17 protein-coding genes, 2 tRNA genes and 1 pseudogene are annotated in these 16,717 nt (G+C 72.5%); 10 read left to right on the top strand and 10 right to left on the bottom strand.

What is annotated here, in order from left to right; genetic code table 11:
- The 3 genes from WFI16_RS14910 to WFI16_RS14900 all read right to left on the bottom strand — a co-directional run.
- A partial coding sequence (locus tag WFI16_RS14910) for a GTP-binding protein (RefSeq protein WP_419898595.1) occupies nucleotides 1-396 on the bottom strand: 396 nt, incomplete at its 3' end.
- 76 nt (nucleotides 397-472) lie between these two features.
- Nucleotides 473-546: transfer RNA gene (locus tag WFI16_RS14905), tRNA-Gly, on the bottom strand.
- Nucleotides 547-652: 106 nt separating this feature from the next.
- A tRNA-Tyr gene (locus WFI16_RS14900) sits at nucleotides 653-735 on the bottom strand.
- Between the two features lie 136 nt (nucleotides 736-871).
- On the opposite strand from WFI16_RS14900, the gene rlmB reads away from it, so the two are divergent.
- The 5 genes from rlmB (at nucleotide 872) to WFI16_RS14875 (ending at nucleotide 4,705) form a co-directional block, all read left to right on the top strand.
- Nucleotides 872-1,825 carry a 23S rRNA (guanosine(2251)-2'-O)-methyltransferase RlmB gene (gene rlmB, locus WFI16_RS14895; protein WP_419898594.1) on the top strand — a complete coding sequence of 318 codons (954 nt, stop codon included), beginning with the start codon at nucleotides 872-874 and terminating at the stop codon, nucleotides 1,823-1,825.
- Between the two features lie 158 nt (nucleotides 1,826-1,983).
- Nucleotides 1,984-2,220 carry a hypothetical protein gene (locus tag WFI16_RS14890; RefSeq protein ID WP_419898593.1) on the top strand — a complete coding sequence of 79 codons (237 nt, stop codon included), beginning with the start codon at nucleotides 1,984-1,986 and terminating at the stop codon, nucleotides 2,218-2,220.
- A gap of 58 nt (nucleotides 2,221-2,278) precedes the next feature.
- Nucleotides 2,279-2,515, top strand: coding sequence for a hypothetical protein (locus tag WFI16_RS14885; protein WP_419898592.1), 237 nt, complete (start codon nucleotides 2,279-2,281; stop codon nucleotides 2,513-2,515).
- A 153-nt stretch (nucleotides 2,516-2,668) separates the two neighbouring features.
- Nucleotides 2,669-3,985, top strand: a complete 1,317-nt coding sequence (gabT, locus tag WFI16_RS14880; RefSeq protein ID WP_419898591.1) for a 4-aminobutyrate--2-oxoglutarate transaminase — start codon at nucleotides 2,669-2,671, stop codon at nucleotides 3,983-3,985.
- 12 nt (nucleotides 3,986-3,997) lie between these two features.
- The gene (locus tag WFI16_RS14875; protein ID WP_419898590.1) at nucleotides 3,998-4,705 is read left to right on the top strand and encodes a hypothetical protein; all 708 of its coding nucleotides are present in this window, start codon (nucleotides 3,998-4,000) and stop codon (nucleotides 4,703-4,705) included.
- Between the two features lie 151 nt (nucleotides 4,706-4,856).
- Here WFI16_RS14875 and bluB read toward each other — a convergent pair whose 3' ends face one another.
- Both bluB and WFI16_RS14865 read right to left on the bottom strand, forming a co-directional pair.
- On the bottom strand, nucleotides 4,857-5,486 hold the full coding sequence (bluB, locus tag WFI16_RS14870; protein WP_419898589.1) for a 5,6-dimethylbenzimidazole synthase: 630 nt from the start codon (nucleotides 5,484-5,486) through the stop codon (nucleotides 4,857-4,859).
- 11 nt (nucleotides 5,487-5,497) lie between these two features.
- A complete protein-coding gene (locus WFI16_RS14865; RefSeq protein WP_419898588.1) occupies nucleotides 5,498-7,660 on the bottom strand; it encodes a glycosyltransferase family 4 protein in 2,163 nt (720 codons plus the stop codon).
- 138 nt (nucleotides 7,661-7,798) lie between these two features.
- Between WFI16_RS14865 and WFI16_RS14860 the strand changes: the two genes are divergently transcribed.
- Complete coding sequence (locus WFI16_RS14860; protein ID WP_419898587.1) at nucleotides 7,799-9,139, top strand: glycosyltransferase family 4 protein; 1,341 nt, start codon at nucleotides 7,799-7,801, stop codon at nucleotides 9,137-9,139.
- 81 nt (nucleotides 9,140-9,220) lie between these two features.
- Here the strand turns inward: WFI16_RS14860 and rsmD are convergent, their stop codons facing one another.
- From rsmD to WFI16_RS14845, 3 genes and pseudogenes are all read right to left on the bottom strand, one after another.
- Nucleotides 9,221-9,778 (bottom strand): 16S rRNA (guanine(966)-N(2))-methyltransferase RsmD, encoded by a 558-nt coding sequence (gene rsmD, locus WFI16_RS14855; protein WP_419898586.1) that lies wholly within the window; start codon nucleotides 9,776-9,778, stop codon nucleotides 9,221-9,223.
- A gap of 251 nt (nucleotides 9,779-10,029) precedes the next feature.
- A pseudogene (locus tag WFI16_RS14850) lies at nucleotides 10,030-10,797 on the bottom strand (pseudouridine synthase); the annotation flags it as partial.
- A gap of 5 nt (nucleotides 10,798-10,802) precedes the next feature.
- Entirely contained in the window at nucleotides 10,803-11,543 is a 741-nt protein-coding gene (locus tag WFI16_RS14845; RefSeq protein WP_419898584.1) for a gamma-glutamyl-gamma-aminobutyrate hydrolase family protein, read from the bottom strand.
- A 135-nt stretch (nucleotides 11,544-11,678) separates the two neighbouring features.
- Here WFI16_RS14845 and WFI16_RS14840 point away from each other — a divergent pair, with 135 nt between their 5' ends.
- Genes WFI16_RS14840 through WFI16_RS14830 form a run of 3 tightly spaced genes read left to right on the top strand, consistent with a single transcriptional unit; the run spans nucleotide 11,679 to nucleotide 14,186 of the window.
- On the top strand, nucleotides 11,679-12,446 hold the full coding sequence (locus WFI16_RS14840) for an SDR family NAD(P)-dependent oxidoreductase (protein WP_419898583.1): 768 nt from the start codon (nucleotides 11,679-11,681) through the stop codon (nucleotides 12,444-12,446).
- Entirely contained in the window at nucleotides 12,443-12,949 is a 507-nt protein-coding gene (locus WFI16_RS14835) for a nucleoside deaminase (protein ID WP_419898582.1), read from the top strand. The genes WFI16_RS14840 and WFI16_RS14835 overlap by 4 nt, the downstream gene beginning before the upstream one ends.
- A 58-nt stretch (nucleotides 12,950-13,007) precedes the next feature.
- A complete protein-coding gene (locus tag WFI16_RS14830) occupies nucleotides 13,008-14,186 on the top strand; it encodes an MFS transporter (protein WP_419898581.1) in 1,179 nt (392 codons plus the stop codon).
- A 66-nt stretch (nucleotides 14,187-14,252) separates the two neighbouring features.
- On the opposite strand, the gene WFI16_RS14825 is transcribed toward WFI16_RS14830, so the two are convergent.
- Complete coding sequence (locus tag WFI16_RS14825; protein WP_419898580.1) at nucleotides 14,253-14,441, bottom strand: DUF1674 domain-containing protein; 189 nt, start codon at nucleotides 14,439-14,441, stop codon at nucleotides 14,253-14,255.
- A 42-nt stretch (nucleotides 14,442-14,483) separates the two neighbouring features.
- Between WFI16_RS14825 and htpX the strand changes: the two genes are divergently transcribed.
- The gene (gene htpX / locus WFI16_RS14820) at nucleotides 14,484-15,419 is read left to right on the top strand and encodes a zinc metalloprotease HtpX (RefSeq protein ID WP_419898579.1); all 936 of its coding nucleotides are present in this window, start codon (nucleotides 14,484-14,486) and stop codon (nucleotides 15,417-15,419) included.
- Between the two features lie 219 nt (nucleotides 15,420-15,638).
- Here the strand turns inward: htpX and WFI16_RS14815 are convergent, their stop codons facing one another.
- Nucleotides 15,639-16,637, bottom strand: a complete 999-nt coding sequence (locus WFI16_RS14815; RefSeq protein ID WP_419898578.1) for a DUF1206 domain-containing protein — start codon at nucleotides 16,635-16,637, stop codon at nucleotides 15,639-15,641.
- Nucleotides 16,638-16,717: the final 80 nt, after the last annotated feature.

Raw genomic sequence — 16,717 nt, 5'->3', positions numbered from 1 at the left:
CACCAGCGCCGGCACGCCGACCTGGCGGGCCAGCAGGATGTGCTCGCGGGTCTGCGGCATCGGGCCGTCGGCGGCGGACACGACCAGGATCGCGCCGTCCATCTGCGCGGCGCCCGTGATCATGTTCTTCACGTAGTCGGCGTGGCCCGGGCAGTCGACATGCGCGTAGTGGCGGTTCGCCGTCTCGTACTCGACATGGGCGGTCGAGATCGTGATGCCGCGCGCGCGCTCCTCGGGAGCCTTGTCGATCTGGTCATAGGCGGTGAAGGACGCGCCGCCCGACTTCGCCAGAACCTTGGTGATCGCCGCGGTCAGCGAGGTCTTGCCATGATCGACGTGGCCGATCGTGCCAATGTTGCAGTGCGGCTTGTTCCGCTCAAACTTAGCTTTCGCCATCTATCGGTCACCCTGTCGGTCAAGCGCCGATGTCGGCGCAGAAACGCCCATGGCCCAACGCCCGCTCCGAACAAGTTGGAGCGGGTGACGGGAATCGAACCCGCACAACCAGCTTGGAAGGCTGGGGCTCTACCATTGAGCTACACCCGCACCGCGCGACCGCCACGAGAAGTGACGTCCGCGCCGTGGCGCCTCCTGCCGGGATGGTGGTTCCGGCCTTCGAACGCGACACCGTCGCGACAAGAGGGCCGGAATATGGAGGGGGTTGGATTCGAACCAACGTAGGCGTGCGCCAGCGGATTTACAGTCCGCCCCCTTTAGCCACTCGGGCACCCCTCCATGCGTTCCCGGCCGGCGGGAGCGCCGCGCTCTATCCGGTTTCGGGCGGTGCTGTCAACGGAGGGGGCGGCGAAGAAAGTGAAGAAACTGCATTGCGGTGCTTGCTTCGGCCCCGCCGATCCGCAGGATGCGCCGCATGTCCCGCCCCCCTCGCCGGCCGGAAGGCCCGCGCCCCCCTTCCCGTTCCCCTTCTCACGGCCCCGCCCAGGGCCCCGTCCAGGGCCATGCCCGCACGCCCGGCCGCACCCCGCGTCACGCGGCCCCGGCGCCCGAGCCCGCCGCCGAGCCGGCGCCGAAGGGCCGCGGCCGCAACGCGCGCGACCTGCGCGGCACCGAGCCGCTGCACCCGCCCGAGGCGCGGCGCGACAAGCCGGACCACAACACGCTGTGGCTCTACGGGCTGCATGCGGTCGCCGCCGCGCTGGCCAATCCGCGTCGGCGCTTCAAGCGGCTGCTGCTGACCACCGAGGCCGAGGCGGCGCTGGAAGCAAAGCTGCCCAAGCCCTGGAAGCTGCAGGCCGAGCGGGTCGAGCGCTCCCGCTTCCAGACCTTCCTGACCGAGGATGCGGTGCACCAGGGCGCGGCGCTGCTGGCCGAGCCGCTGCCGCCGGTCGACCTGGAGGACGCCCTGGCCGCCTCGCGCGGGACGGTGCTGCTGCTCGACCAGGTGACCGATCCGCGCAATGTCGGCGCCATCCTGCGCTCGGCCGCGGCCTTCGGCGCGGCGGCGGTGATCATGCAGGACCGCAACGCGCCGCCGGAGACGGGCGCCATGGCGCGCGCCGCGGTGGGCGCGCTCGACACCGTGCCGGTGGTGCGCGAGGTCAACCTGTCGCGCGCCATCGTCACGCTGCAGAAGGCCGGCTACTGGGTGATGGGGATGGATGGCGCGGCGAAGACGACGCTGGCCGCCGCCAAGCCGAAGGACCGCCCGGTGGCCCTGGTGCTCGGCGCCGAGGATAGCGGGCTGCGCCGGCTGCAGCGCGAGACCTGCGACGAGCTGGTCAAGCTGCCGATCACCGACGCGATCGAGAGCCTGAACGTCTCGGTGGCTGCCGCCGTGGCGCTCTACGAGCTGGCCCGGACCTAGGCTGGCGGCAGGCGTGCCGGGGCATCGTCCCGGCACGCCGAAAAAGAATCACGAAAAAGTGGGCGGCGTTAAAGCGGCATTCACTGGCGCAGCGCATCTTCCGCGGGCCGTCCCCGAGACGGACCCCTGCCAGGAAGGCGCAGCCCCGGGACCCCGCCATGTCCTCCAGCCCTGCCCTTCCCTGGCATGATTTCTCCGAGCAGCAGCAGCTCGCCTTCTCGCAGGAGGCGCTGCGCCGTGCCGCCCTGACCCTGGCGGGTCATGCGGAACTGCTGGCGCGGGAAATGGAAGGCGGCGCGCTGCTCGACCAGGGCGGACCGGAGGCCCTGCGCCTCTTCGCCCAGGTGATGCGCGCCACCACCGCCGATGCCTTCGGGACGCCCGCCCCGGCGTGACCGCCGCCGCGCCCCCGCCGGCGCCCGTCCCGAGAACCCTTTGCCGAGGCCCTGCCCAATGACCGACGCCGCCACCGACCTGCTGATCCTGCCCGCCACCCGCGAGAACGAGATCCGCGCCTGGGCGCTGCTGCACGCGCTGACGCTGCAGCTGCAGCCGCTGGAGGACTTCCTGCCCGGCGAGGGGACCGGCGCCGTCGTCGCCATCGCCCGCGACGCCCGCACCCGCCGGATGCTGGCCGAGCTGCCGGCCGCCGCCGAGCCGGCGCGGCAGCCCGGCGCGGCCGGCCCGTGAGGCGGCCGCGCCGCCCCATCCCCTTGATCGCACAGCGATATCGATGGGGCATAAGCCACGCCCGCGGTCGTTTTCGCCGCCCCTAGCCCCTTGCGCCGCCCCCTCGCGCGGGAGCATCGTGCGGCCCGAACCCGACAGCATGGAGTATGGGCGATGGGCGTGACGGCAGCCGACAGCAACGCGGCGCTGCAGGCGAGGCGCGAAGCGGCCGTGCCGCGCGGCCTCGGCATCCAGCTCCCGGTCTTCGCGGCCAAGGCCGAGAACGCCGAGATCACCGATATCGAGGGCAAGCGCTACATCGATTTCGCCGCCGGCATCGCGGTGCTCAACACCGGCCACCTGCACCCGAAGGTGAAGGCGGCGGTCACCGCGCAGCTCGACAATTTCAGCCATACCTGCATCCAGGTGATGCCCTATGAGGGCTATATCCGCCTGGCCGAGCGGCTGAACGCCACGGTGCCGACGCGCGGCCCGCGCAAGACGGTGTTCCTGACCACCGGCGCCGAGGCGATCGAGAACGCGGTGAAGATCGCGCGCCACCACACCGGCCGCTCGGGCGTGGTCGCCTTCTCCGGCGCCTTCCACGGCCGCACGCTGCTCGGCATGGCGCTGACCGGCAAGGTGGTGCCCTACAAGGCGGGCTTCGGCACGCTGCCGGGCGATGTCTACCACCTGCCCTTCCCGGTCGCCTATCACGGCAAGGAAGTGTCCCAGACCCTCGAGGCGCTGGAGACCCTGTTCAAGGCCGATATCGACCCGAAGCGCATCGCCGCGATGATCATCGAGCCGGTGCAGGGCGAGGGCGGCTTCTACATCGCCCAGGCCGAGCTGCTCGCCGGCATCCGCAAGATCTGCGACGACTACGGCATCGTCATGATCGTCGACGAGGTGCAGACCGGCTTCGCCCGCACCGGCAAGATGTTCGCCATCGAGCATTCCGGCGTGCAGCCCGACATCATCACCATGGCGAAGTCGCTGGCCGGCGGCTTCCCGCTCTCGGCCGTCACCGGCAAGGCGGAGATCATGGACAGCCCGCAGGCCGGCGGCCTGGGCGGCACCTATGGCGGCAACCCGCTGGCGCTGGCCGCCGGCAATGCCGTGCTCGACATCATCGAGGAGGAGGGGCTCTGCGCCCGCGCCGAGGAGATCGGCACGCTGCTGACCGACCGGCTGCGCGAGCTGCAGAACTCCAACAGCCTGAAGGGCGTGATCGGCGACATCCGTGGCCTCGGCGCCATGGTGGCGATGGAGCTGGTGGCCGATGGCGATGCCAACAAGCCGGACCCGGAGCTGACCAAGGCGCTGATCGCCAAGGCGGCGCAGAAGGGGCTGATCCTGCTGGCCTGCGGCGTGCGCGGCAACGTCATCCGCTTCCTCTGCCCGCTGACCACCTCGACCGACCTGATCAACGAGGGCATGGACATCCTGGGCGAGGCCATGCGCGAATGCGTGGCCGAGCGCGCCGCCTGACCTGACGTCCCCATGTTCGGGGTGGGGCTGCTGCTGCGCGCCGCCTGGCGCGGCGCCCTGGTGGCAGCCTCCTGCTATCTGATCGCCAAGGTCATGGCCGGCCGGGGGGGCACCACCCCCCTGCCGCTGGAACAGGCCTTCGCCCAGGCGAGCTTCGAGCGCCTGGGCGAGGTGTCTGCCCAGGGCGCCCTGGCCGCCATCCTTCTCGTCACCCTCCTCCGCCTGATCCCCGCCGGGCCCTGCCGCGCCATCAGCGGCGGGCTGGTGATGGGCGCGGCCGCCGTGGTGGTGTTCCACCAGTCGACCCTCTTCGTGCTGCACCAGACGGCCGCGCTGGTGCCGGTGCGCGGCTTCCTCTTCGCGCCCATGCATATCCTGGCCGAGACGCCGGTGCTGGCCGGCCTGCCCAGCCTCTACGCGCTGATGCTGCTCGGCGGGCTGGCCGGCGGGCTGCTGGCGCTGCTGCTGCGCCTGGTGCTGGCGCTGCCGGACCTGCTGGTCGGCGCGCTGGCCGGCGCCCTCGGCTTCACCGGGCTGAACGCCTGGTTCATCACCGTCCCCGGCTTCGAGGACGCCTGGTGGCAATGGGCGGTGGTCAATGGCGGCTGGGGCTGGGGGGCGGTGTTCCTCATGCGGCCGCTGGCGCTGCGCGGCGGCGAGGACCTGTACCGGGAATTCGAGGAGCCGCAGCACGCCCTGCGCGGCCCCAGCCGGAAGTAGTTTTTTTCGGACTGCCCTGTCCAGGGGGCGACCTCGGGCGCGATGGCCCGGCGGGCGCCCGGCCTGACAGGGGGCTGGGGCAGAGGGCCATCGGTTCCCGCGGCGTGGCCGATCGGGTGAAGCGGGCTGTCCGGCGGTTCCGCCCGGCGCGCTAGCGCGCCAGCCGCGCCGAGGCGTGCCGCCGCTCCCAGCCCTCGCGTTCCAGCTCCGGGATCGCCTCCTCCTGCTGCGGCCAGCCCAGGCAGAAATAGCCGATCAGCCGCCAGTCGGGCGGGACATCGAGGCAGGCTTTCGCCGCCTCCGGGTCGAGAATGGAAACCCAGCCCAGGCCCAGCCCCTCGGCGCGCGCGGCTAGCCACAGGCTGTGCAGCGCCATCACCGCCGAATAGTCCAGGGTGAGCGGCATGGTGCGCCGGCCCAGCCCATGGCCCTGCGCCGGATCGGGCAGGCAGAACAGCGCGAAATGGCAGGGCGCCTGGTCCAGCCCGGCCAGCTTGAGGCGGGCATAGAGGCCGGCCTTGCCCTCGGCCTGGCCGGACAGCGCCGCGGCATTGCTGGCCTCGAAATTGGCGCGGATGCCAGCGCGGCGGCCGGGGTCGTCGACGGTGACGAAGCGCCAGGGCTGGCTCAGCCCGACCGAGGGCGCCAGGTCCGCCAGCGCGATCAGCCGGTCCAGCAGGTCCCCCGGCACCGGATCGGCCCGGAAATGCCGCACATCCCGCCGCCAGCGGAACAGTTCTGTCAGCTCGGCCCGGAAGACCGCGTCGAAGTCGTGTCCCATCCTGTCCGGCCTCACGCCTCGGCCAGCGGGTCGCGCGGGCGGGCGAAGCGGCGCGCCTCCAGCAGCGCCAGCCGCTCCGGCACGCTGCCGGCCGCGGCCAGGCCGAGGGCGGTGACGCCGATGCCGATCGCCCGTCCCTCGGCATCCGCCCCGGCGGCGCGGCAGAGGATCTCGATGCGCAGCATCCCGCCGCCGGCGGCGGCCGGCAGCCCGACCAGGGCCTCGGCGCCGGCCGGGACGGTGACCAGCCGCGGCTCGCCGGCGGGGATGTCGTCGCGCAGCACCAGCAGCTCCACCGCCTGGTCCTGGGCAGGTCCCTCGGAGAGCGGCAGCCCCTGCAGGGCGACCTCGAGCCACAGCGGCCCCGGCTCGGGCACGGCGATCGCCAGCGTCGCGGCACCCGGCCGGGTCCAGCAGCCCCAGGGTTCCAGCGGGTGCCAGGCCTCGCCCTCGCGCAGCGTCTCGGCCACCGCCATGGCCAGGCGCGGCCGGCCGCCGGAGAGGCGCTGCAGCGGATGCGGGCGCCCCGCCGCCACCGGCACGGCGGGGCGCGGCCCGCCGGCCTCGGCCAGCCGGGCGGCGTCGTCGAGGAACTGCTCGGCCAGCGCGTCCCAGCCGCGCGGCGGCGGGCGGATCGCGGCCTCGGCCTGCGCGCGGAAGCCGGGGTCATGGATCAGCCGCTGCAGCTGCGCCAGCAGGTCGGGCTCGCTGTTGGGGGCGAAGAAGACGGCGCCGCCCTCGCCGGCCTCGACCAGGGCGGAATGGCGCGGCACCAGCGCCACCTTGCCGGCGGCCAGGCTTTCGGTGACCGGCAGGCCCCAGCCCTCGTGATGGCTGTTGTAGAGGGTGAAGAGGCAGGCGCGGTACAGCGCCGCCAGCAGCGGGTCCGAGACCTCGGACAGGATGCGCACCCGCGCCCGCAGCTCCGGCGCGCCCTCCAGCAGCGCCATGGCGGCCTCGGCGCGCCAGCCGGGGCGGCCGACGCAGACCAGCAGCGGCACCTGCGCCGCGGCCGGCGTCCCCGCCGCGCGGCGCAGCATCGACAGCCAGGCGTTGAACACCATCAGGTGGTTCTTGCGCCCCTCGATGGTCGAGACGAACAGCACGAAGGGCGTGTCGCCGCGCAGCAGCGGATGCGGCGGCACCTCGCCGGTCACCGCCCGCGGCGCGGCATCGAGCCGCAGCACCGCCGTCTCCGGCACCGGCAGCGCGGGCAGCAACGTGCGGTGCAGCCGCTTCATGTCCTCGGCGGTGGAGCGCGACACCGCGATCACCCCGTCCGCATGCAAAGAAAGATTGGCGAACCAGCGGGTATAGTCGCGCACCACGCCCTCGGCGCAGTGCTCGGGCAGCAGCAGCGGGATGCAGTCGTGCAGCAGCGGCACGTGGCGCAGCCCGTCGCGCGCCCGCGCCGCGCGCAGGCAGGCGAGATGATCGGGCAGGCTCCAGCTGCCGCCCAGCGTCGCCAGCACCGCGCCCGGGGCGAAGCGCAGCGGCGGCGGCGTCTCGATGATGGCTTCCAGCAGCTCAACGGCGGACAGCCATTCCGGGTCGGTCGCATCGGCCCCGGTGGTCATCAGCAGGTCCAACCGAAGAAAAAGCGGCGCCGGCAGCTCCCGCCAGCCGCCACCCGAGCGCGCCATGGCGGCCAGCCGCGGCGCCGGCTGCCGCGCCAGCGCCGCCCGCGTCAGGTCGAGCTGCACCCGCTGGATGCCGGAGGGCGCCCGGTGCCCGCCGCGCACCCAGGCGACGAGATCCGTCAGGTCCAGCACCACCCCGCCGGCGGCCGGCGCCGCGCGGCCCGGCCGGGCGCGCGCCAGGACCTGCCATTCCCGCCAGGGATTCGCGGCAAGCGGTGCCAGCAGCGCCGCCTCGGCATAGGCATCGCGGGCGGCATCGTGATGGCCCAGCAGCTTCTCGGCATGGCCGATCTGCAACGGGATATCGGCCTCGCGCGGGCGCAGCGCCGCCGCGCTGCGATACAGCGCCAGGGCGCCGGCGATGTCGCCGGCCTCCTTCAGGCAGTGGCCGCGCTGCACCTGCATGCCGGCATCGTCGGGACGCAGCGCCAGGAAGGCGCCATAGGCCTCGGCGGCGGCGCGCCAGGCCTGCCTGTCGCGCAAGGCATCGGCTTCCCGCCGCAAGGCCTCCGCCTCCTGCTGCCGCCCGCTCATCGCCGCCCCCGTCTGTCCATGGCCCCTATCGGCCCTGCACCCGCAGCCCGGTCAAGTCCTCTTGCATTGCAGCATATCGCGTTGCCCAGGATGCAAACGCCCCTTCGCCGCGGGCCCCGCCTCCGCTAGGGTCGGCGCATGCGGTCCCGAATCTATATCGATGGCTATAATCTCGCGCTCGACCAGGGCACGGGTGTTGCCACCTACGCGCGCAATCTGAGCTTCCGGCTGGGGGCCATGGGCGCCGAGGTCGGCGTGCTCTACGGCACCCGGGCCAGCCCGAGCCGCAACGAGCTGATCCGCGAGATCGCCTTCTTCGACAACCGGGTGGGCGAGACGGCGCCGTTGCTGCGCTGGCTGCGCGGCACGCGGCGGGCGCTGATGTCGCCGCTCGGCGAATATGCGACGCGGGTGCCGATCACCGGCCAGGTGGTCTCGACCACCTTCGAGAGCCGGATGCCGCATTTCGACCATCTGTGGAACGTCGAGAACGGCTTCACCCTGGCGCATAACAGCTTCAAGCTGTTCGGCACCCAGCTGAAGGTGCGGATGCCGCGGCCGCCGCAGATCATGCACTGGACCTATCCGCTGCCGATGCGGATCCCCGGCGCCAAGAACGTCTATTGCCTGCACGACCTGGTGCCGCTGCGGCTGCCCTATACGACGCTCGACAACAAGCGCCGCTATTTCCGGATGAACCGCCAGATCGTGCAGAAGGCGGACCATATCGTCACCGTCTCCGAGGCCTCGCGCCAGGACATCATCACCCTGCTCGGCGCCGATCCGGAGAAGGTCACCAACACCTACCAGGCGGTCGACCTGCCGCGGAAGTTCACCGACAAGCCGGTCAACGAGGCGCAGGACGAGATCCGCGGCAGCTATGGCCTGGAGTGGAAGAAGTACTTCCTGTTCTTCGGCGCCATCGAGCCGAAGAAGAATGTCGGCCGCATGATCGAGGCCTTCCTCTCCTCCGGCACCGACCTGCCGCTGGTGATCGTCGGCAAGAAGGCCTGGAAGAGCGAGGAGGAGCTGAAGCTCCTGTTCGACGACCATATCCGCTACCAGGTGCAGGAAGGCTCGATCCTGCGCCAGCGCAGCAAGATCATCATGCTGGACTATGCGCCCTTCCGCCTGCTGATCTCGCTGATCCGCGGCGCCAAGGCGGCGATGTTCCCCTCGCTCTACGAGGGCTTCGGCCTGCCGGCGCTGGAGGCGATGAAGCTGGGCACGCCGGTGCTGACCTCCAACACCTCCTCGCTGCCGGAGGTGGTCGGCGAATCCGCCATCACCATCGACCCCTACGACGTCCGTGCCATGACCGAGGCGATCCGCGCGCTGGACACCGATGCCGAGCTGCGCGGCTGGCTGGAGAATGCCGGCCCGAAGCGGGCCGCCCTGTTCAGCAACGAGGCTTACGAAGGCCGTCTGCGCGAGGTCTATACGCGGCTGGGCGCGACCCTGGGCGAGCCCGGCGCGTAATCCGCGCCCCCTGCCCACGGCCGTTGAACAGAAAGAAGACGGGGTCCAGGGGAATTCCTTCCCCTGGCCTTCCCCTGGCCTTCAGCCTGCCTTCCTGAAGCAGGACACCTTCGCCGCGCCATGCTCGCGGACCGCGACTTCCTCGTATCCGGCGAGGATAAGCGCCTCTTCCCGCCCGGTTTCCGCGATCAGCAGGGCGCCCGGCGCGATCCAGCCGGCGGCGCCCAGGGCGGCGACCGATCTGGGCACCAGCTCCTTGCCGTAGGGCGGATCGAGGAAGACCAGGCCGCAGGGTGCCACCGCCTTGGGCGGGCGGGTCGCGTCGCCGGCCATGATCCGGGCGCGGGCGGATTCCTGGCACAGCGTGATGTTGGCGCGCAGCACGCCGAGCGCGACGCGATCCTGCTCGATGAAACAGGCCGAGGCGGCGCCGCGCGACAGCGCCTCCAGCCCGAGCGCCCCGGTGCCGGCGAAGGCGTCGAGCACGACCGCCTCCTCCACCGCCGCGCGGCCGGCCCAGGGGGCGTGCCACAGCATGTCGAACAGCGCCTGGCGGACGCGGTCGGCGGTCGGGCGGGTGGCGGCGCCGGGCGGCGCCTCCAGCCGGCGGCCGCGATGCCGCCCGGCGATGATCCGCATCAGCGCGGCTTGCGCGGGCCGCCGCGGCCGCGCTTGCCGGGGCCCTGCGGCTGGTCGGCATCCGGCCCCTGGGCGATGGCGCCCCAGGCGCGGCGCAGCGGCTCGGTGGCGTTGCGGGCGCGCGGCGGCTTGGCCGGGCGGGAACGCTGCATCGCCTCCGGCTTGGCGGCGGGCTTCGGCGCGGTCGGGTCGCCCTCGGCGGCGGCGATCGCGGCGGCGCGCGCCGCGGCCTCGGCGGCCAGCTCCTTGCCGCGGCGGATGCGCGGCGGCGCGTCGAGGCCGAGCTGCTCGCGCATCACCTTGGCGCTGACCTCCTCCACCGCGCCGCGCGGCAGGTCGCCCAGGCTGAAGGGGCCATAGGCGGTGCGGATCAGCCGGGTCACCGTCAGGCCGAGATGCTGCAGGACGCGACGGACCTCGCGGTTCTTGCCCTCGGTCAGGGTGACGGTCAGCCAGGCATTGGTGCCCTGGCGGGAATCGAGCCCGGCCTGGATCGGGCCATAGGCGACGCCCTCGACGGTGATGCCATGGGCCAGCTGGGCCAGCGCCCGCTCGTCGACCCGGCCATGCACGCGGGCGCGGTAGCGGCGGTTCCAGGCATTGGCCGGCAGTTCCAGCCGGCGCGACAGGGCGCCGTCATTGGTCAGCAGCAGCAGGCCCTCGGAATTCAGGTCGAGCCGGCCGACCGAGACCAGCCGCGGCAGCGCGGCGGGCAGTTCGTCGAAGACGGTGCGGCGGCCTTCCGGGTCCTTGTGCGTGGTCACCAGGCCGGGCGGCTTGTGGTAGCGGAACAGGCGGGTGTGCTGCGCCTGGCCGACCGGCTTGCCGTCGACGACGACGCGGTCCTCGGGCCCGACGAAGGTCGCCGGCGTCTCGACGATCTGGCCGTTGAGCGACACCTTGCCCTCGGCGACCAGCTTCTCGGCGTCGCGGCGGCTGGCGACGCCGGCGCGGGCCAGCCACTTGGCGATGCGCTCGCCGCGCTCGCCATCCCCGGCGTCCTGGATCGTGTCGGTCATGTCGGTCATGCGGCCCTCCGCGCGGCGGCGGCGTCACGGCAGGCGGCGACGAAGGCGTCCAGGATCGCCTGGTCCTTCGGGTCCACCGCGTATTCCGGATGCCACTGCACGCCCAGCGCGAAGCGGTGGTCAGGCGATTCGATGCCCTCGATCACCCCGTCCGGCGCCACGGCATTGACCAGGGCGCGCGGCCCCGGGGTGGCGACGGCCTGGTGATGCGCCGAGTTCACCGCCATGCGCAGCGTGCCCGCGGCGCGCGCCAGCAGGCTGCCCGCGGTGATGGCGACCTCGTGGCCCGGCTCGGTGCGCGGGTTGGGCTGCTCATGCGGCAGGCAATCGGCGACGCTGTCCGGGATGTGCTGGATCAGCGTGCCGCCCAGCGCCACCGCCAGCAGCTGCTCGCCGCCGCAGATGCCGAGCACCGGCATGTCGCGGGCCAGCGCGCCGCGCACCATGGCCAGCTCGAAGGCGGTGCGGCCTTCCTTCAGCGTCACCGTCTCATGCGCCGGCCCGCCGCCATAGAGCGAGGGATCGACGTCGAAGGCGCCGCCGGTGACCAGCAGCCCGTCGACCTCGTCGAGATAGGCCTCGGCCAGCGCGGCCTCGTGCGGCAGGGCGACGGGCAGCCCGCCCGCGCGGACGACACTGGAAAAATAGTTCTGGCGGAGGGCGTACCAGGGGAGCTTGGAGTAGCCGCCCGGCTGCTCCGCATCCAGGGTCAGGCCGATCAGGGGAAGCTTGCGCATGCGCCGGTCCCTAGCCCTCTCGCGCCGGGATCACAACGGAAAGCTGCGCCCCGGCCCCGCGAAAGGCGTCTGGCCGCCTTGTCGCCACCGAAGCTTTGCGCTGATCTGCCCGCGGGATCGTCAGGAGAGACGTCGATGGAATTCTCGGGCAAGCGCGTCGTGGTCATGGGCGGCAGCCGCGGCATCGGCCGCAGCATCGCGCTGGGCTTCGCCAAGGAAGGGGCCGCGGTCGCCATCTGCGCCCGCGGCGCCGGGCCGCTGGAGGCCGCGCGGGCCGAGCTCGCGGCCTTCGGCAACCCGGTCTTCGCCGCCCCCTGCGACCTGTCCCAGGCCGAGCAGATCGCGGCCTTCATCCCGGCCGCCGCGGCGGCGCTGGGCGGCATCGACGTGCTGGTCAACAACGCCTCCGGCTTCGGCCAGACCGATGACGAGGCCGGCTGGGCCGCCTCCTTCGACGTCGACATGATGGCCATCGTCCGCGCCAGCCACGCCGCCCTGCCCTGGCTGGAGAAGGCCGCCGAGCCCGGCAAGCCCGGCTTCGCCTCGATCATCAACGTCTCGTCCATCTCGGCGATGCGGGCCAGCAGCCGCTCGGCCCCCTACGGCGCGATCAAGGCGGCGGTGATCCACTACACCGCCAGCCAGGCCAAGATGATGGCCGCCAAGGGCATCCGGGTGAACGGCCTGGCCCCCGGCTCGATCGAGTTCCCGGGCGGCAGCTGGGAGGACCGCCGCACCAGCAACCCGGCGCTCTACAACTCGGTGCTGTCGCAGATCCCCTTCGGCCGCCTGGGCGAGCCGGAGGAAATGGCCGATGTGGTGCTGTTCCTGGCCTCCCGCCGCGCCCGCTGGGTCACTGGCCACACCATCACCGCCGATGGCGGGCAGCTGATTGGCCCGTGACACCGATTGAGCTCGCCCTCGCCGAGGCACGTGCCGCCGCGGCGCGGGGCGAGGTCCCGGTCGGCGCCGTCGTCACCGATCCCGCGGGACAGGTGCTCGGCCGCGCCGGCAACCGGGTGGAGGCAGACCACGACGCCTCCGCCCATGCCGAGATCCTGGCCCTGCGCCAGGCCTCCCGGCTGCGCGGCTCGCCCCGCCTGGCCGACTGCACCCTGACCGTTACCCTCGAGCCCTGCCCGATGTGCGCCCAGGCAGCCAGCTTCTTCCGCGTGAAACGCATCGTCTTCGGGGCCTATGACCCGAAGGGCGGCGGGGTGGAGCACGGGGCGCGCATCTTCCAGGCGCCCTCCTGTCACCACGCGCCGGAAATCATCGGGGGCGTCCGGGAGACGGAGTGCGGCACGCTCCTCACCGACTTCTTCAGAAACAAAAGAAAGCACGGGGGCTCCGCCCCCGAACCCCCGCCGGGGGAACTGAGTTCCCCCGGACCCCCGCATTCTTAAGGATTGGTCAGAAGACCGGACCTTGGCGCGACACCCCGCGCAGCGCAGCATCCAACCCATGGATACCTCACCACCCGACCCGCGCGCGGTGCAGCGCATGGTCGCGGTCTTCGGCCTGGGCGGCTTCGCCGGCGCCCTGGCCGGCCGCGCCCTCGACCCGCTGATGGGCGAACTCGCCACCGACTTCGCCACCCCGCACGAGCAGGTCGCCCTGCTGGCCAGCGCCTTCACCCTGCCCTACGCCCTGATCCAGCCGATCCTGGGGCCGATGGGCGACAGCTTCGGCAAGCGCCGCATCATCGGCCTCTGCCTCGGCCTGCTGGCCCTGATGCTCGCCGCCTGCGCCCTGGCCCCCTCCCTCGACAGCCTCTTCGCCGCGCGCATCGCGGCGGGCCTGGCCGCCGGCGGCATCTTCCCGCTCACCCTCGCCCTCTTCGGCGACCGCGTGCCCATGGCGCAGCGCCAGGTGGCCATCAGCCGCTTCCTGGCCTGCGCCATCCTCGGCCAGCTGGCCGGCGGCGCGGTCTCCGGCCTGGCGGCCCCCTTCATCGGCTGGCGCGGCATCATGGCCGTCTGCGCCCTGGCCGCCGCCGCCTCGACGCTGGTCGTCTGGCTCGACTCCCGCCGCACCTCGGCGCCCGCCCTGCCCTCCCGCCGCCCGACACTGCCGGAGGTCCTGCGCCGGTATGCGGATATCCTGCGCAACCGCGCCGCCCAGCCGCTCTTCATCGGCGTCGCGCTGGAGGGCGCCTGCGTCTTCGGCCCCTTCCCCTATTTCGCCGTGCTGCTGGGCGCGGATGGCCATGGCACGCTGCGCGCCGGCATCGCCGTGGCCTGCTTCGGGGTGGGCGGCTTCGCCTACACGATGCTGGCGCCCTTCCTGCTGCGCCGCATCGGCCAGGCGCGGATGATGCGCCTTGCCGGCGCCGCCGTGCTGGCCGGCATGCTCTGCCTGGCCACCGGCATGCCCGATGTCGGGATCGGCGGCGCGCTGCTGATCGGCCTGGGCTTCTTCATGCTGCACAACAGCATCCAGACCCGCGTCACCGAGGTCGCCCCCGGCGCCCGCGGCTCGGCGGTCGCGCTGCACGCCTTCTGCTACTTCCTCGGCCAGGCGGTGGGGCCGGCGGTCTTCGGCCTGCTGATGGTCGCGGCCGGTGCCGGGCCATCGCTGGCGCTCAGCGGCGCTGGCGTGCTGGTCATCAGCCTCTGGCTCAGCCGCCTGCGCGCCGGCTGAGCCCGGCCGCGGCCCCGGGGTTGACGGTTGCCGTCACCCCCCGGGACCGGCCGTGCCGGGTGGCCCTCAGAAGTCGCTGACGCGACCCTTCCGTTCCCAGTCGCCGAAGCGCGTCGGCTCCGGCCCAGCGGGCCCGCCGATCTCGACCGGCATCTTCTTCTCCTCGGGCTTCGAGGGGGTGGGGGTCGTGGGCGCCGTCTCCGGCGTCACGCTCTCGCTGGCCGGCGGGGCGGCCTCTTGTTCAGGACTTGCCATGCCCCCCATCTGGGGTCTGTCGGGTGCAAACGGGAAGAGGTCATGAACGGCTATCTGCGCACGTCTATCCTGCTCGCGGCGATGACCGCCCTGTTCGTGGCCGTCGGCGGCGCACTGGGCGGCCGCGGCGGCATGGCCTTCGCCTTCGTCATCGCCTGCGCCACCAACCTCTTCGCCTGGTGGAACAGCGACCGCATGGTGCTGCGCATGCACAATGCCCAGCCGATCGGGCCGCAGGACGCCCCCGACCTCTACCGCATGACCGAGCGGCTGGCGGCCAATGCCAACCTGCCCATGCCGGCGCTCTACCTGATCCACGAGGACCAGCCGAACGCCTTCGCCACCGGCCGCAACCCGGAGAACGCCGCCGTCGCGGTCAATACCGGCCTGCTCAACCGCATGCCGCCGGAGGAGGTCGAGGGCGTCATCGCCCACGAGCTCGCCCATATCCGCAACCGCGACACGCTGATCATGACGGTGACCGCCTGCCTGGCCGGCGCCATCGGCATGCTGGCGCAGTTCGGCTTCCTGTTCGGCGGCCACCGCGACAACCGCGGGCCGGGGCCGATCGTCGGCCTGCTGATCATGCTGCTGGCGCCGCTGGGCGCGGCCATCGTGCAGATGGCGATCAGCCGCTCCCGCGAATACGAGGCCGACCGGATGGGCGCCATGATCAGCGGCAATCCGCTGGGCCTGGCGCGCGCCCTGACCCGCCTCGAGCAGGGCCGCCAGGGTTTCGTCAACCAGGCCGCCGAGGCCAATCCGGCGACCGCCCATATGTTCATCGTCAACCCGCTGGCGGGCCTGCGGATGGACGGGCTGTTCTCCACCCATCCCAGCACGCAGAACCGGGTGCAGGCGCTGGTGCAGATGGCGAACAGCATGCCGGGCGGGCCGCCGCAGCGCCCCACCGCCGCCGCCTCCCCCTGGGGTGCCCGGCCGGCCAGCCGGCCGACCCAGCGCGGCCCCTGGGGCTAGGTCCTGTCAGCGCCTGATCACGGACCTATCCGCGGCGGGAGCCATGGAGGTCATCCTGCGCGCTGTGGCCGCCGCCAGTGCTGCCCTGGTGCGCGGCGAGATCGGCTCCCGCTCTTCCTGCGCCGGCGCAGCATTCTCGCCTGAAAGCTTTTCCGCCGCAAAATCCCAGAACCGCCGCCGATGCTCCTGTCGAGTTACTGGTGGCAATTTCCCACCTTGTCACCCCGGCGCATCGATCCGCCGGTATCGCGCCTCCGCGAATTCGAACATGCCGAAGGCCGCCAGTCCCAGCGCCACCACCCCGAAAAGGAACTGGCCGAAGGGCTGGCCCTGCAGCACGCGCAGCGCCCCGCTGAGGCCAACCACTTCCTGCGGGTTGGAGTGCAGCGCCGCCAGCATCACGAAAAGGCCGATAATCAGGAACACCACGCCGCGTGCCATGAAGCCGACCCGGCCGAGCGGCACCACCCACTGCGCGGCATTTTCCGGGCAGTCCAGGTGCTTGGTGAAGGAGGCACGCCAGCCGCGCACCAGCAGCCCGATCCCGACACCGGCCACCACGGCGCCCGCCAGCCCGATCACCACTTCGCCGAAGCTGTGGGACATGATCCAGCGTGACCAGTCCTGCGCCTCGGAGGCATCGTCTGTCGCGCCCCGCGCGGCGGCGCCGCCGGCCGCCAGGGTGGCGGCGAAGAGCCCAAGGCTGGCATAGGTGAAGGCCGAGATCAGTTGGCCGGCGCGGGCGCAGAGGGCCTTGGGGGCGGTGCCGCGGCGGTCGGCGTCCAGCACCGACTGGCAGGCGCGCCAGAGGGCGAAACCGAACAGCCCCACCGCCACGATGCCGAGCAGAACGCCGCCAAACCGGTGGGACAGCAGCGAGAGCAGCGCGCCCTTGTTGCCGCTGTTGCCGCCGCCCTGACCCAGGGCGGCCAGGAAGGCCAGCAGCCCCACCACCAGGTTGACAACGCCCCGCGCGGCATAGCCGAGGCGGGCCAGGAGTTCGAGGGCGCGGCGATGGGACGGCAAAGGTTGTGCTCCGCTACAATTCCTGTAACGGCGCGGCCCGGGCTTGGATGCAGGCTGCTGTTGCTCTTTGCCTTCGCACAGTTCCGGCGCGCGGGCATGGAGCTGCTCGCGCGGAAGCCCTGTGGCGGCGGCGACGTCCCGCAGGCTTTCCCCGGTTGCCTGCCCCGCCTGGATCTCCACCAGCCGCGACAAGGTCAAGCGCCTCCGGGCGCGGCGGAAGGAGGGGCGCGCCGTCGCCACACGCCACGGGAAGACCGCCACCTGCTTCCCCG

The sequence above is a fragment of the Roseomonas sp. USHLN139 genome (assembly GCF_037145735.1).
GTDB lineage: Bacteria > Pseudomonadota > Alphaproteobacteria > Acetobacterales > Acetobacteraceae > Pseudoroseomonas.
This window is presented reverse-complemented; position numbering and strand designations above follow the sequence as displayed.

Bases quoted from the DNA above. Each gene is read 5' to 3' on its own strand.
- WFI16_RS14840 (WP_419898583.1), top strand. From the start codon at position 11,679: ATGGAATTCTCGGGCAAGCGCGTCGTGGTCATGGGCGGCAGCCGCGGC.
- rlmB (WP_419898594.1), top strand. From the start codon at position 872: ATGTCCCGCCCCCCTCGCCGGCCGGAAGGCCCGCGCCCCCCTTCCCGT.
- WFI16_RS14865 (WP_419898588.1), bottom strand. From the start codon at position 7,660: ATGAGCGGGCGGCAGCAGGAGGCGGAGGCCTTGCGGCGGGAAGCCGAT.
- bluB (WP_419898589.1), bottom strand. From the start codon at position 5,486: ATGGGACACGACTTCGACGCGGTCTTCCGGGCCGAGCTGACAGAACTG.
- WFI16_RS14885 (WP_419898592.1), top strand. From the start codon at position 2,279: ATGACCGACGCCGCCACCGACCTGCTGATCCTGCCCGCCACCCGCGAG.
- htpX (WP_419898579.1), top strand. From the start codon at position 14,484: ATGAACGGCTATCTGCGCACGTCTATCCTGCTCGCGGCGATGACCGCC.
- WFI16_RS14845 (WP_419898584.1), bottom strand. From the start codon at position 11,543: ATGCGCAAGCTTCCCCTGATCGGCCTGACCCTGGATGCGGAGCAGCCG.
- WFI16_RS14830 (WP_419898581.1), top strand. From the start codon at position 13,008: ATGGATACCTCACCACCCGACCCGCGCGCGGTGCAGCGCATGGTCGCG.
- WFI16_RS14890 (WP_419898593.1), top strand. From the start codon at position 1,984: ATGTCCTCCAGCCCTGCCCTTCCCTGGCATGATTTCTCCGAGCAGCAG.
- WFI16_RS14875 (WP_419898590.1), top strand. From the start codon at position 3,998: ATGTTCGGGGTGGGGCTGCTGCTGCGCGCCGCCTGGCGCGGCGCCCTG.
- WFI16_RS14860 (WP_419898587.1), top strand. From the start codon at position 7,799: ATGCGGTCCCGAATCTATATCGATGGCTATAATCTCGCGCTCGACCAG.
- rsmD (WP_419898586.1), bottom strand. From the start codon at position 9,778: ATGCGGATCATCGCCGGGCGGCATCGCGGCCGCCGGCTGGAGGCGCCG.
- gabT (WP_419898591.1), top strand. From the start codon at position 2,669: ATGGGCGTGACGGCAGCCGACAGCAACGCGGCGCTGCAGGCGAGGCGC.
- WFI16_RS14825 (WP_419898580.1), bottom strand. From the start codon at position 14,441: ATGGCAAGTCCTGAACAAGAGGCCGCCCCGCCGGCCAGCGAGAGCGTG.